Consider the following 14,964-nt stretch of genomic DNA (forward strand, 5'->3'; position numbering starts at 1 on the left):
GGTTAGTTGGGAGTTGGGAGTTGATAGCAACAACCAACTCCCAACTCCCAACTCCCAACTACCATATGTCCTACGGAACCCTTACCTTCACTTTCGCCGGTGGCGCAACGGCCGTCATAGACCTGGCCGCGCCCGACGTTATCCTTGGCCGCTCTGGCGAAGCCGATGTACAACTCGCCGACGAATTGGTCTCCAAACGCCACCTGCGCCTGACTGTTAACCAGCAAGGCGTCTGGCTAATGGACTTGGGGGCGACCAACGGCACGTTCCTGGCCGGCGAACGGCTGACGCCGAATCAATCTGTCGCCTGGCAGCCAGGACAATCGCTCACGCTGGGCGACACAACCCTCAGCTACACCCCGCCCGCCTCTGCCGCTGACACCTGGAACGACAGCGCGCCCGCTTTTGCCCAACCCCTGCCCACGCTCTATGAAGCTGCCACGCCATCACCCTGGCGACGGCCGTCGGTCATCATCGTCGCCCTGTTGTTCGCCGTCGCCGTGTGCCTGTTAGGCATTGTCGCTGTCTGGTGGTTCACCAATACGCCACCCACGCCAGAGGCGGAAGCCAACCCAACTATCTTGCCACCCACCCAGCCCGTAACCCTGGCCGCCTGTGAGGAACCGGTGATGACGGCCGTTACCCCCATTGGCGGCAGCCAACCATCCACCCAGCCCACCGATGCGGTGGTGCAATCCATCCCTCTGCTGGAACTGCCCTTCCCCTACACCGGCGATAACGAAACTTTTGGCGGCGACGATGCCGCCTTCCTGAAAGCGGTGCAGCGCGCTCAGGCTGGCGGCCGCTTGAACAGCTTTTTTGACCATCTTTACCCGCTCTATCCTGCGCCGCAAGACCCTGGCGTGGTCTTTGGGCGCGAACCGGCCGAGCCGCCGGTGGGCCGCTTTATGCTGTTGTTCAACGGCCAACTCAGTAACCAGGACAGCTACAGCGGCCATCCTGGGTACGATTTTTCCACCTTTGTCGTCCGCCAACCGGGTACGCCGGTGTTCGCCGCCGCCGATGGCGTGGTTGCCGAGGCTGGTGAAGACTCCTCCTCCGGGGCGCTGTTTGTCAAGCTGATCCACACCGTGCCGCAGTTGGGCAGCGTGCAGACCACTTATTGGCATCTGGACCCGGATGAGCATTTTGCTGCCATGTCCGGCCGCGTCGGCCAGTTTGTGGCGGCCGGGACGCGCCTGGGCAGCATGGGCAATACCGGCTGGTCCACCGGCCATCATCTGCATTTTGAAGTGCGCGTGGATTGGGATGGCAACGGCCGTTTCAGCGCCAGCGAAAGCGTAGACCCCTTTGGTTTTTTGCCCAGCGCCGCCCATCCAGCCGATCCCTGGGGGCAGGCCACGCAGTTTGTAGATGCGCGCGGCGACACCTATGCCCACCCCGGCAGCCCCAGCCTCTACCTCTGGCGCCATCCGTTGGGCGTGGTCGTCACCATTCCCGAGACCGGCGGCGGCCAGATCAGCCGCCCCACAGCGGCCGAGCAGAGCGCCGCGCCGGTCGGGCTGTGCGCCGAACCGGGCAGCTTGCCGCCCGGCGGCCGCCTCACCTTCGCCTGGTCACCCGATCCGCACTTCACCCACGAATTGGTCGGTACGGGCAGCGGCTGCCTTCTGTCTGTCACCGATGCCGTTGGCAACCAGTTGACGCAGTTCAGCGCCCCGCTAAACGTGGAAATTCCCCTGGCATCGGCCGATTTGAGCAACGTAGACCCCAACACATTGGCGATTTACTGGCTGGGCGTAGACGGCGAAACGTGGCAGCCGCTGCCCACCTTTATTGACGAGGCCAATGGGCTGGCGATTGCCACCACCAACCGTCCCGGCCAATGCGCCCTTATGGGCCAGCCGCTGCGCGATGTGGTTCCCCCCACTTCCACTATCCAGGTAGAAGGGCCGCCCGGCGTGGATGGCGCGTGGTACGAACGTGTCACGGTGTCGGTCAGCAGCACAGATCCGGCGGGCGTGGCGACAATCGAATACAGCCTGGACGCGGGCACGACCTGGCAGCCCTATACCGGGCCGTTTGTTTTGCAAGCCAATGGCGAACTGCCAGAACTGCCGGAGGAATTGGTGGAGAGTTTTGGCGGCACGCCGGGCCGTTTTCTGGTGTTGGTTTCGGCTACTGATAACGTCGGCAATGTGGAAGAGCCACCGGCCGCGCGGGCCATCGTCATTGATCCGTCGAAGAATTTGCTGGCTCCCAGCGGTTCACCGCCAACCGGCGCGCCATCGGCGACAGCGACAGACGAGGCGGCCTGCACGCCAACCATCACGGTGACAGCCGAATTTGGCGTGAATGTGCGGCGTGGGCCGGGGGTGGCCTATCCTGTTGCCACCACCCTACCCCAGGGCAGAACGGCGACGATTAACGGCCGTAACTCCACCAGCAGTTGGTGGCGCTTAGAGCTGCCCGGCAGCGGCGAATTTTGGGTATCTGACGATGTGGTGGAGACGGCTTGTGTGGCCGGGGTAACGGCCGTGCCCACCCCCGCGCCGCCAACAGCGACGCCCACCGTCACGGCCACGCCCACCAACACCCCAACCCCCACCGCCACTCCCACGCTGACGCCAACCCTTAACCCGGATATACGGCCGCCGGTGGTGTCTATTACCGTACTGCCGCTGCGGCCCACCGCCAGCGATGTGTTGACATTTACGGCGCGGGCCGAGGACAATCAGGCTGTCGCCCGCATCGAAATCTGGCTGCAAAGCCCCGGCCAGACAGACCTGGTGCGCGTGCAAAGCTGTCTGGCGGTGACGATTTGTGAATTTGCCGGCGGGCCATATGCCGCCGGGGTATTGTTCTACCGCGCCTACGCCTGGGACCTGGCAAATAATCAGGATGCAACGGCCGTCATGCAGCTTACTATTCAGGCCGTTCCCCAGTAATTGGATTCAGTGTTCAGTATCCAGTGACACTCACTGGATACTGAACACTGAACGCTGGTCACTGTCCCTAATGCCCCCCACCGCGCGCCAGACCGGCTTTCATCTGCTCTTCCTGCCCCGGTTTCACCCGCTGCAAGGCCAGAGCCAACATCAGGCCAGACAATACCCCGCCGGCCACAAAGGGCGCGCTGGCTCCCAATGCCTGAAAAACAAACCCGCCTAACAATGGTCCCAAGGCGTTGGCCGCGCTGACGAAGGAAGATGAAATCCCCAAAATCCCGCCGATTTCGTCGTTTCTGACTCGTTTGGTGATGAGGCTGTTGATGGCCGGTGACAGAATACCGCCACCAATGGAAGCAGGCACAACGGCCACCATGAGCCAGAAAAAGCCCAACCACCCCTTGTTCGCCTCGTTGGGCAGGTCCAGGGAGATGTTTTGTGTGGGTGGCGTTTCGCCTGGCAGAGTGCGGTTCCCGCCTAGCTCTTCGGTGACGGCCGTTTGTGAGTACCAGGGCACAGGGTTTCTCGGCGTCAGTCCCAACAAGATGAGTCCGACCGCCAACAGCGCCAGCCCGCCATAAATCAACCGCCGGTCGCCATACTTACGGCTCCATTTGCCGATGAGACCCCCCTGCACCGCCACGACGATGACGCCGATGTAGACAAAAATGATCGAGTTTCCGGCCGCGTTGAGGCCCAAACGATTGAGGGTGAAAAGCGAGAGAAGCTGCTCGAATCCACCGAAGGCCAACTGCTGGGCAAACATGAGAATGAGCAAAATGCCGACTGTGGGATAACTGAGCGCTTTGGCCATGGCCGCAAAAGAGAAGGTGGGTTTTCTGTCGCCCTGACCACGCTTTTCTTCGGGCAATGTTTCCTTGAACCAGAAAATGGTCAGCAAGATGGAGAGAAAAGAGAAGGCGGCGGCAGCAAAGGCTGGCGCGTGGTAGTTGTTGTTGGTCAGGGCCAGGGCGACAAAGGCGATGACCGGACCAACGATGAAGCCCAGCCCAAAGGCGGCGCCAATCAGCCCCAACCCCTGGGTGCGCGTTTTTTCGGTGGTGGAGTCGGTGATGGCCGCCTGGGCGGTGGCGATGTTGGCCCCAGAGATGCCGTCTATGATGCGCGACAGGAAGAGCAGCGGCAGTGTGTTGGCGACGCCCAACAGCAAAAAGCCGCTCAAGGTGCCAATCTGGCTGATGACGAGGATGGGTTTACGGCCGTACTTATCCGATAACCGCCCCAATATCGGCGCGCCAATAAATTGCATTACCGGGTACGTAGCCCCCAACATCCCGATGACCGCCGGTGACGCATTGAAAGAGGCGGCATACAGAGGCATCAAGGGAATGATGATGGTCAAGCCCAATAAGTCAATCAGGACGATGACAAAGATGGGTAGAATGCGTTTGAAATCAAGCTTGTCTTCGGCGGCAACGGCCGTCTTGTTGGCGACTTGTTTTGTGTCCATACGACTCCCTCAGATCCTTCGTAATCCGTAGGGCGCCACTTCTGGCAAATGCCTACGGATTACGGATTACGGAACACGGCTTCCAGCCCCCATATTGTTTTTAGAATATCGGCAGCAGCGGTCGGAACCACGGAATGCCCGCCAGCACGGCGATCAGGGCCAGGGTAAAGAAGATGGCGGCGCGCTTGTGTTTTGCCACGTGTGTTGGCGCTTTTTTGGATAGGGAACGGCCGACGTGGGCTAAAACGACGGCCACGACCATGGTGAAAAGATGTTCCACCAGCCAGAAACGCGTATCGGAATTCGACATAGCCGCGCCAAAATTAGAAAAAGAGCCGGTGGTAATGGGGCTGAGTACCCCGTACAACAGCAGACCTAACAGCAGCTGCACATCCAGGCTGATGGTAAAAAAGAGGCCGGCTGAGTTATCTAATCCGGTCCATTGTTTCTTGCCAGACCAGCCTATGAACGCGCGGATAATCGCCAAAATGCCCACAATGAGGACCAGCCAGCGGGTGATATTGTGTAAACCAAGCACAAGAGGATACATAGTCTTTTGACTCCTTTTTGATAGGGATTAGTAATGACTTTTTGTTGGCTCCAAACTGACGCTGCGTTAAATCTCGTTTGCCAGGTGATTGATAACTTGCTCCAGCCAACCTGCTTCTGAACGCAAATGGACAATCTGGTGTTCGATCAGCAGTTGCAGCGAACCGGTATGCGTCGGGGCCTGCTCAACGCGCGCCAGTTCCTGGGCCAAAGCGGTCTGGCGGGTTTGCAGCAGGCTAATGGCGTCGGCGCGGGGCAAATTATCCAGAAAGGTCAGGCCGGTGTCACCGGGGAAGCGGGCCGGCAGGTGGGTGGACAGGTTTTGGCGCAGCAGATCCAGGAAGTGGGCCTCGCCGGCCGCCGTCAGACTGTAGACCAGGCGCGGTGGGCGGTTGCCTTCCCTTTCCTCGCTGCTGCTGACCAATCCCTCGCGGGCCATCTTTTCCAGCAGGTAATAGGCGGTTGACTTTTTGAGATCAACGCATGTTTGCATATAGCTGTCAATGAACTCGTGCAGTTGATAGCCGTGCATTTCCTGCCGCTGTAAGAGTCCCAGAAGGAGTAGTTCGCGTTCCATTCTAACCTGTGACCTCGAAACTGAATAGTCAAATTTGACTATTCAGTCTTGATTATAGGATTATTTTGCGAGATGTCAAGCTGCACGGCCGTTTTGCGGCGCATCAATGAACAGCAAGCAGGCTGTTGGGGTTTATTAGGTGAGGGGAACCAGGGGAGAGGCCGCCGGTTATAGGCAATATCACCTATTTTCTTTGGCGGTAAAGAGACTAGAATTAATCTGTAGTCTGAATTGTATTGGTAGCACAAGAGGCAGGGAACAAGCCCATTCCCTGCCTCTTGTTTTATGTCTATTTGCGGCGGCGGCCGAGCAGCCAGAGCAGGAACAATCCCGCAGCCGCCAGAACAGCCAGACCGGCTAGCTGCCTCTCTCGGCTGGGCGCGCTGCCGGCGGCGGTTTCTTGCGCTTCTATCCACTGGAACGTTTCTAACATGCCGGTTTGCAACGGCCGTGTCTGCCACCCCAACTGCGCCCGCGCCTTATCAGACCGGGCGATGTATGTCGCGCCCAGGGAACGGGTCGCTTCCTGGCTAAAACTAGATGGCAAAGGCAGTAGCGCATTGGCGGCGCCCATGATTGGGGCAAACGGCCGTACCATCTGCGCCGGAATACGCAGCAGCGGCGCTGACTTACCCGTCAGATGGCCCCAAAAATCCATCATCTCTCCCAACGGGATCGCCGGGCCGGCCAGAATGTAACTCTCCCCAATCTGCCCTTTTTCCAGAGCCAACAAATGCCCCTCGGCAATGTCCTCCACGTGGGCAAAGGTGAACATGGTTTCTGGGCCGGGCAAGGCCGGCAGTCCGCGATAAAACAGCTGCATCATTTCGGCCAGTACGCTGGTATCGCCGGGGCCATAGACCATGCCGGGCATCACAATGATGATCGGCGCGCCTTTTTCGATGAGCGGCAGCGCCACCTTGTAATGCGCCAACCATTTCGTGCGGTCATACTCAGACAAGAAAGGGCCGCCCTGGTAGAAACTCTCGTCCACCAATTGGCCGTGCGTATCGCCGAAAACGGCGATGGTGCTGGTATAGATGATTTTGGGAATGCCCAATTCATGCGCCAGACGCAGCACCTTGCGCGTGCCGCCGACGTTGATCGCTTCGGCCTCAAGCCCGTCAGAGACCCCCACCTTGTACCAGGCGGCGATGTGGAAGACCACGTCGCTGCCGGCCATACCGGCGCGCATGGACTCAACGTCGGTGATGTCGCCGTGAACCACAACGCCGCCCAAATCGGCCACGATCTGCGCGCTGGCGGCCGAGCGCGCCAGCGCGTACACTTCATAGTTGCGCGCCAACAGCTTTTTGATGACCTGTTGGCCGATGAAACCTGTTCCACCAGTTACAAATGCTTTCATAAAATTATCCTTCGTCAGCACCGCGAAGCTGACCCTATGCATTATACTGAGAAGCAGGATAAGCGGGCAAACTGTGTACCATTGAGCCAATCAGCAATTTTAAATTTGCGATCCTGTCGTAGGGGCGGGACAGCGCGGGAAAATGCCGTTCGCTGTGGCTGTTACCTGTCCGCGCCGTCCCGCCCCTACCAGCACACCCGGGCAAATCGAGAACTGCTGGTGAGCCAAGAAGCCACTTGCTAGGCAATTACCTCGGTGTTATAATTCCGCTCGCTTCTATGGGCGAGTAGCTCAGCTGGTTAGAGTGCACGGTTCACATCCGTGAGGTCGTGGGTTCGAGTCCCTCTTCGCCCACTCGCAATGAAAAAGCCTTCGTTTTAGACGAGGGCTTTTTTTATTTGATTTTGTTCCGCAGCCCCACCACCCGCGAAACTGGCATCACAAACAAAATGCCTTTGTTGGGTTGAGACAGGTCGCCGATGATTCTTTCGGCGATTTCAATCAGTTTATCCACCAACTCTTCTTTGTCCACCACGGTGAACAAAGTGCGGTGGTGTTCTTCACGGGCGCGCATCAGGTTGGCGATGCTGGGCAGCAGGGGCATGTCGTCGCGCAGGCCAGCTTTGCGCACACGGCCGATGCCGGTGCTGTCTAAAATAGTGATGCCCGGCGCTCCGGCCGTTTCCCAGGCGTCGAGAACCGCGCTGCACACGTTGACATCATCAATGACTAACATAACCATCTGGTACATCGGACGTTGTCTCCTCTGAAAATGGGAGCGCGGACGTCCCGCCCGCCCCCGGCAGGCGAGACGCCTGCGCTCCCAGGGTTTTCATTCATGGTGGTCGGCCGCAGCCGGTGAAGTCTCCTTCCTCCATTCAGCGCCAGCATCTTGCTGGCGCTCCGTTTTTTTAGACTTTGGCCGTTTCTGGCTCTTTGGGCTTGATGGCAAAGGCGGCGCGCAGCATGGGTGGCGTCACCAGGGTGGCCGCAATGACCATGAAGACGACGACGGAAAACGCCTCCTGGCTGATCAGCCCTTCGGCTAAAGCAAAGGTGGCGACAATTAGCCCGACTTCACCGCGTGATACCATGCCCACGCCTAATTGGAAGGCTTCCAGATTGCTAAAACCGGCCAGTCTGGCCCCCAGACCGCAGCCGACGATTTTGCTGAAGATGGCTACGGCCGTAATCACCACCGCCAGCACCCAGATATTGCCGCTCATGGCCCGCATGTCCACCGCCAGCCCAATGTTGACAAAAAAGATGGGTACAAAAAAGCCATACGCCAGGGTGATAATGCCTTGTTCGATCTCTTCACGAAAGGGCAGCCGCCCTAGAAACAGGCCCAACAAAAACGCGCCGGTAATGGCCGCCATGCCACCAATTACCTCGGCCGACCAGGCAAACAAGAGGCAAGAGACCAGCGAGAAGGCGATAAGCCCCTGGCTGATGGGCAGCCGTTCTATCAGGGCCGCTAATCGGGGCAGTACCAGAATACCAACGGCCGTTGCCCCCACCAGATACCCCACCATCCGCGCAATGGTAATCAGAATACTGTCGAAGCCGCCGCTGTTGGTGACCATAATTGTCGCTATGGACAGCGCCAAAATGACCAAAACGTCATCGAACACCGCCGCCCCCAACAGGGCCAATCCCACCCGCGTGCGCAGTAGGTCTAATTCCAACAACGTTTGGGCCGAAATGCTGACACTGGTGGCCGACAGCGTTAGCCCAATAAAAATGGCGCTGTTCATGGGCAGTCCAAACAACAGGGCCACGCCCGCGCCCATCGCCAGTGGCAGTATCACCCCCAGCGTCCCGGCGAACGCCGCCACCTTACCAGACCGCAGCAGGTCAGACAGATTCAGCTCCAACCCGGCCAACATCATCAGCAAAATCACCCCGATTTCCGCCAGCAGCGAGATTTCTTCCGACAGGTGAATGTCTTCACGAAAAATGAGCCAGCGATGGAGTATGTCTACCAGCGTCGGGCCGAGCAGGATACCGGCCAGGAGTTCGCCCAACACCGATGGCTGCCCCAGACGGACGCTTAAATAACCACTGGCTTTGGCGACGATGAGGATAATCGTCAGGGCCAGGATGAAGTTAAGAAATTCACTCGACATAGATCGTTTGCCTTTGGTAATACGGCTTGGCTCCCAAAGCGAAGTATAACCGGGCTGATTGCAGTTGGAAAGGCGACAAGACCGAAAGGGTTTTCAAAACCCTATGGGTCTTCTTTCTATCACTTCAATCTCTACCTGCTCGCCGCGCCGCCGCAGCGCCACCAAGTCACCCGATTGAATGGCGCCGATCACGTCGCCATCAAAGCCATAGGCGTAGGGAATGCCTTCCAGCGAGCAGGCCGGGGCGCTTTGCTGGTCTATGTCGGTATTCACAATGGCAATGGGCGCCTGACCGCGATAAAACAGTTCTAGCAGCACATAGGGGGCCACCGTTGAACCGCTGCCTTTGGGGAAGATAGCGATTTTGCCGGCCATGCTTTGCCCATTAGCCGGATGCCCTTCTTCCTCAATGACTCCCGTCTCGCGATTGACAAAGCCCAACAAGGTGATGGGCGCATCGGTGACAAATGCTTCGCCTTGTACCACAAAATTGGTTTGCGAGGGCAGGCCACGGCCGTTCGCCGCAAACGCTCCGGTGCGCAGAGGGGTGGGTGAAAGGGGGAGCGGATGAGCCGGTGAACTGGATTTTTTGCCCTGTTCACCGTTCCTCGTGCCGCGTTCCGCATTTTCATCCATGCGCCACGCGCCACGCGCCACGCGCACACAATCTGCCAGTTTCATCACCGAGGTGGGCAGGCCATTGAGACCGGATTTGATGTAATGTTCCGCCTTCATGGAATTGGTGAGGACGTGGTGGACCCAGCTCTGGTCGTAGGGCACCACTTCCGGGCAGGTGTTTTCCAGCAGCAGGGCGCCGCTGGCGCGGATCACGTCGGCCAGGCCGGTTTTTTCGGCGATGGCTTTGTTGTGGGAAGAGGTGAAGACCCACAGCGGCGGGGCGTCGGCGGGCAGGATACGGCCGTGCAGCAGCACGGCCGTTGCTTTTAGTTCGCCCACAGACGCCTGCGGGCAGCCAATGGCGATGAGCGACACCGGCTGCCGTGGCCGCAGTTCGTCATACCGCTGTTGCAGGGCGGCCCCATCAAACAGCAAATGGTCCTGAAACTCCCCGTCGGGCACGTCGCCGTGACCCTCGATATAGAGCAAGGGGCAGCCGTAGTTGGCGGCCGCGGCCGTTAGCGCTTTGCGCTGCTCGTGGTTCAACTCGGCCGGCAAACCTTTGATGAGCGGGATGGGGCCGAGCGGCTGCTGCCAGCCCGGTTTGCGCTGCTTGCCGATCCAGTCGCCCAAAATGGAGAAATCGGTGGGGTCGTCCAGGGGCGTCGTGACAATCACTTCCAGGTTGGGCCGCTGCGCGCCTTCCAGCAGCAGGCCATATTTGGGTGTGTAGCCGGTCAGGGCACAGGCCAGCGCCGATAGGCCCGATTCGCGGTTGGTGGTCAGGTCGCAATAAGAATTGCCAAAGCAGATGGCGTTGGATTCAGCCCAGGCGGCCACGCCGCTTGTCACCACGCCCTCCCATTCGTAGGGGGTGCAGGACTGGTTAGGCTGCACGCCCAACTGGGTGTAGAGCCGGATGATCTCCTGGTGCTGGGCTAAAAAGTCGGGCGCGGTGATCCGCATGGCGGCGAATTGGGCCTCGTCGCAGCCGGCCGCATTGAGGGTGGTGGGCACGGCGACGCCGGGTCCGCCGTTTTTGGCCAGGCGAGCCAGGAATTGGCGCAGGCCCAATCCGCCGGTCAGCGGCGAAACGCCGGAAAGGTGGGCGCTGTGAATGGGGATGAGTTCGGCAGCGCCAGCGGCGGCGGCCATGTCTAGCAGCAGGCGCATCGCCATTTGCCGGGCCAGACCTTGTTCGCCGTCCAGCATAGCTTGTTGGCTGGGGTTGAGTGAAATGATTGACATAAAGTCCTTTGGGGTTGTTTAGTTGGTTGGTTGGTTGGTTGGTATCGGGGCGGCTGAAGGAGGCGGAGGGTGGGTCGTAAGACGGCCGTCGCTTTTCCTGATAGTGAATGTATTCGCGTTGGGTCTCGTAGGCGAAGTCTATATCGTCGTGGAGTTGGAAGGCGCGCAAAATCGCTTCGTGAATGGTCTGCTCGTTGTCGCGTTTCTGGCGCGGCTGCACCAGGTAGCGCAGGGTGATGAGCACACCGCTGCTGGCGATCTTGGTATAGACGGCCGGGGCGATGTTGCTGTAGGAGATGACAAAGCGCATCCCCTTTACCTGGCGCTGTTTGAGTTGGTTGCGGTCTACTTGCGGGGCATAGGTGTTGATGACTTCGGTGAGGATGGCTTTGGCTTTTTCCCAATCGCTTTCATAGGTCACCAGGATGGGGATTTCGTTCCAGATAAAGGGCAGCCCCTGGCTGAAATTAGCGATGATGTCGGTGAAGACACGGCCGTTGGGCACGTGTAGAATGCGCCCGGTACTCTGTTCGGCGTCTATCCGGCCGCCAATTTCCAACATGCTAAACTCGAACAGGCGGATATCTATCACGTCACCGGCAAATTCACCCACTTCGATGCGGTCGCCGACGGTAAACGGCCGTCGCACCACAATAAAGCCCCAACCCGCCAGGTTGCTGATCATATCTTGTAAGGCGATGGCCAGCCCGGCCGATAAAATGCCCAGGTAGGTGAGCATAGATTGAATGCCCGCCAACCAGATGCGCCCAATCAAGATAGCCCCGACGATGAAGGCGATGTACTCCGCCGCTTTACGCCAACTGTACAGGGCGCGTGTATTTTCTTGCAAGCGTTGGTTGATGTAGCGCACAGAAAACCAGCGCGCAGCGGTCATCAATAAAAAAATGAGCAGCGTGGCGAACAGTTTGTCCTGGGTTTCCGGGCTGAGTTGGAATTGAGACTGCAAAAATGTCTGTAAATTTTCTAACATAAATCACCATTATCAGGTGCGACGCGCCTTTCGCTTTTACTGCGTAACTACGGAGCCTCTCTGGGATTTCACCACGGAGGCTTGTCCTGAGCGTAGTCGAAGGAACACGGAGTTTTTACAGGTTTAATCTCTGTACCCTCGGTGTCTTCGTGGTGAGCAGTTACAATAAAACCACAAAAGTCTCCGAGACTTTTGTGGTTTTATCGGTCAACGGCTCAAGATGGGTCCAGGTTACTTGTCCAGATTTTCCTTATATTCTTTAATCAAATCCCGCTTCAATACTTTGCCCACCGTCGTCTTAGGCAGTTCCGTGCGGAATTCAATGATGCGCGGATATTTGTATTTTGCCAACTGCGTCTTGCACCACTCTACGATCTCTTCTTCGGTCGTCGGGTCGCCCGGTTTTTTCACGATCCACGCTTTCACCGTTTCGCCACGCTTCGGGTCGGGCACACCGGCTACGGCCGCTTCCACCACCGCCGGGTGCTGCACCAGCACTTCCTCCACTTCACGTGGATAGACGTTATAACCACCGGCAATGATCATGTCTTTCTTGCGGTCTTCGATGTAGAAATACCCTCTGTCATCCATACGGGCGATGTCGCCGGAGAACAGCCAGCCGTCACGCAAGGCGTTGATGGTTTCGGTGGGCATGTTCCAGTAACCCTTCATCACCGTCGGCCCCTTAATGAGCAGTTCGCCAATTTCATTCACGGGTATGTCGGTTTCGCCATCAACGGCATCCACAATACGGCACTCTACCCCCGGCAGCGGCAAACCAATCGAGCCTTCCCGATTTTCCCCGCGCAGTGGGTTGCAGTGAGTGGCGACAAAGGTCTCGGTCATGCCAAAGCCTTCGACCAACTTGCCACCGGTCAGCTCTTCAAAACGGCGCTTCGTTTCAATCAGCAGCGGCGCGGAGCCAGAAATGCAAGCGCGAATAGAGGTGACGTCATATTTGCCGGAAGCCACGTCGGGGTTGTTGTTGATGGCGATGTACATAGCCGGCACGCCGGGGAAAAGCGTTGGCTTGTACTTGTCAATGGTAGCCAGCAAATCCTTTTGGTCGCGTGGGTCAGGCACAACGTACAACGTACCGGCGATAGCCGCCGAAAAAATCATGGCGGTGATCATGCCATAGGAATGGAAGAAGGGGATGGACCCGACAAAACCTTCTTTGGCTTCCTGCCAATCGAGCCACAATTTCAACATTTCCATATTGGCCGCCAGGTTGCGGTGCAGGCCAATTGCCCCTTTGGCCAGGCCGGTTGTGCCGCCGGTGTATTGCAGCATCGCCACGTCATCTAACGTCACTTCCACTTTGGGCGCCGGGCTGCGCCGCCCTAAAGCCAGGAAATCCTGGAAGGTCATATCGCCACTTTCTGGCTTAGCGTCGTCGCCCCCTTTCTTTTCACGCAAGAGGGTGAAGAGGAGTTTGAGAACCGGGGGGAAATATTCTTTGATGTTGGTGACAATGACCCGCTTGACCCTGGTATGACCCGCGCGCTGCACGCTTTTAAGGAGTGGATAAAAGCGGCTCATCACGAACACGGTTTCGGCGCCGCAGTCGGCCAGTTGATGCTCCAATTCTCGTTCAGTGTAGAGAGGGTTGGTGGCGATGACAATGCCGCCAGCTTTCATGATGCCAAAATAACTGATGACAAATTGGGGAGTGTTTGCCATGTAAATGACAGCGCGATCCCCTTTTTTGAACCCATTGGCGGCCAAGGCGGCGGCAATGGCGTCGGTTTCTTCTTTGAACTTCTGGTAGGAAATGGGCTGTCCCTTAAAATTCATCGCTACATGTGCTGGATATTTGCGGGCAGACTCTTCGAGCATGTCCAAAATCGTGGCCTTGAGCGGTGGAATGTCGTAAGGCACACCCGCGTCGTAAGACTTTTGCCAGGGCTTATCAGCATATGTGATCTCCATCGAACGCTCTCCTTTTATTCCCAATGGGTGACAATGTGTCTTGGCAAATCTTTCGCCCGTTTTTGTCGCCAAACCCAAAATGCAGTCGAAAGCCAATTCACACTTCCACAAATAATTGTACCTTTGAATCTGGTACCCCCTACTATGAAATATACCATCTTTCTCGCCTCCCAATAGTTGCAAACGGCGTGTTTTGCGGATGATCTTTATCACGTCATAGTGGTTCGTGCCTGGCCGGGTTTGTGGTTATACTGTGGGGAGTTGATAGTTGATAGTTGGTAGTGGTTGTCGGAAATGCGAAATCAAATATCCAAAATTAGACGAGGTTCTTATGGTCGGGGAACAAATAATTGCTTTTCAGGGGGAGCCGGGCGCTTATTCGGAGCAGGCGGTGCGGCAGCATTTTGGCGCGGGGGCGCACACGCTGCCCTGCCGCACGTTTACAGAGATATTCGAGGCGCTGCATCACGGCCGTGTTACCCACGGCATGTTACCGGTCGAAAACTCATTGGCCGGAACGGTCATCCCCGCCTACGATCTATTGATGGACCACGACCTTTCGGTGCAGGCCGAAGCCATCGTCAAAGTGGAACATTGCCTCATGGCCCCGGCCGGGACGCAATTGGCCGACCTGAAGCGGGTGAGGTCGCACCATCAGGCGTTGGCCCAATGCGAGCAAACCATCCGCCGCCTGGGCATCACGCCGGTTGAGTATTACGACACGGCCGGCGCGGCCCGCGACCTGGCCGCCAACCCAGAACCGGGCACGGCGGCCATCGCCAGCGAACTGGCCGCTCAGACGTATCATCTGGAAATCCTGGCGCGTAATCTGGAAGACCTGGATTTTAACTTCACGCGCTTTTTTGTTTTGGGCAAATCCACGCCGCCGCGGCAAGACCCCAGCAAAACTTCGATCATTTTCACCACACGCCATGTGCCCGGCGCGTTGTACGCGGTGATGGGCGAACTGGCAAAGCGCAACATCAACCTGACAAAGATCGAGTCGCGGCCGCGGCGCAACCGCCCCTGGCACTATCTGTTTTACGTGGATTTTGAAGGGCATGAAGATGACCCGCCGGTGCGTGATGCGCTGTTGGGCATTCTCAAGCAGGCATCGTTTTTGAAGGTCTTAGGCTCATATCCGGCAGCAAAACAACTGACGATTGACAATTAA

The 14,964-nt window shown here is 57.8% G+C and carries 10 protein-coding genes and 1 tRNA gene; 3 read left to right on the plus strand and 8 right to left on the minus strand.

The window, feature by feature from the left end; all coding sequences use genetic code 11:
- Positions 1-20 precede the first annotated feature (20 nt).
- A complete protein-coding gene (locus IPM39_05160) occupies positions 21-2,909 on the plus strand; it encodes a peptidoglycan DD-metalloendopeptidase family protein (GenBank protein ID MBK8985461.1) in 2,889 nt (962 codons plus the stop codon).
- A gap of 67 nt (positions 2,910-2,976) precedes the next feature.
- On the opposite strand, the gene IPM39_05165 is transcribed toward IPM39_05160, so the two are convergent.
- The 4 genes from IPM39_05165 to IPM39_05180 all read right to left on the minus strand — a co-directional run bounded on the left by IPM39_05165 (position 2,977) and on the right by IPM39_05180 (position 6,872).
- Positions 2,977-4,380, minus strand: a complete 1,404-nt coding sequence (locus tag IPM39_05165) for an MFS transporter (GenBank protein ID MBK8985462.1) — start codon at positions 4,378-4,380, stop codon at positions 2,977-2,979.
- A 100-nt stretch (positions 4,381-4,480) separates the two neighbouring features.
- Positions 4,481-4,930, minus strand: coding sequence for a hypothetical protein (locus IPM39_05170; protein ID MBK8985463.1), 450 nt, complete (start codon positions 4,928-4,930; stop codon positions 4,481-4,483).
- Positions 4,931-4,996: 66 nt separating this feature from the next.
- Complete coding sequence (locus tag IPM39_05175) at positions 4,997-5,506, minus strand: PadR family transcriptional regulator (GenBank protein MBK8985464.1); 510 nt, start codon at positions 5,504-5,506, stop codon at positions 4,997-4,999.
- Positions 5,507-5,795: 289 nt separating this feature from the next.
- A complete protein-coding gene (locus IPM39_05180) occupies positions 5,796-6,872 on the minus strand; it encodes an NAD-dependent epimerase/dehydratase family protein (GenBank protein ID MBK8985465.1) in 1,077 nt (358 codons plus the stop codon).
- 280 nt (positions 6,873-7,152) lie between these two features.
- On the opposite strand from IPM39_05180, the gene IPM39_05185 reads away from it, so the two are divergent.
- A tRNA-Val gene (locus tag IPM39_05185) sits at positions 7,153-7,226 on the plus strand.
- 40 nt (positions 7,227-7,266) lie between these two features.
- Here IPM39_05185 and IPM39_05190 read toward each other — a convergent pair.
- The 4 genes from IPM39_05190 to IPM39_05205 all read right to left on the minus strand — a co-directional run bounded on the left by IPM39_05190 (position 7,267) and on the right by IPM39_05205 (position 13,790).
- Positions 7,267-7,623 carry a P-II family nitrogen regulator gene (locus IPM39_05190; GenBank protein MBK8985466.1) on the minus strand — a complete coding sequence of 119 codons (357 nt, stop codon included), beginning with the start codon at positions 7,621-7,623 and terminating at the stop codon, positions 7,267-7,269.
- 160 nt (positions 7,624-7,783) lie between these two features.
- Positions 7,784-9,001 (minus strand): cation:proton antiporter, encoded by a 1,218-nt coding sequence (locus IPM39_05195; GenBank protein ID MBK8985467.1) that lies wholly within the window; start codon positions 8,999-9,001, stop codon positions 7,784-7,786.
- 93 nt (positions 9,002-9,094) lie between these two features.
- Complete coding sequence (locus IPM39_05200; protein ID MBK8985468.1) at positions 9,095-10,867, minus strand: DUF521 domain-containing protein; 1,773 nt, start codon at positions 10,865-10,867, stop codon at positions 9,095-9,097.
- A 1,222-nt stretch (positions 10,868-12,089) separates the two neighbouring features.
- On the minus strand, positions 12,090-13,790 hold the full coding sequence (locus IPM39_05205; GenBank protein MBK8985469.1) for a long-chain fatty acid--CoA ligase: 1,701 nt from the start codon (positions 13,788-13,790) through the stop codon (positions 12,090-12,092).
- Between the two features lie 331 nt (positions 13,791-14,121).
- On the opposite strand from IPM39_05205, the gene pheA reads away from it, so the two are divergent.
- Positions 14,122-14,964 (plus strand): prephenate dehydratase, encoded by an 843-nt coding sequence (gene pheA, locus IPM39_05210; protein ID MBK8985470.1) that lies wholly within the window; start codon positions 14,122-14,124, stop codon positions 14,962-14,964.

It is taken from the genome of Candidatus Leptovillus gracilis, assembly GCA_016716065.1.
GTDB lineage: Bacteria > Chloroflexota > Anaerolineae > Promineifilales > Promineifilaceae > Leptovillus > Leptovillus gracilis.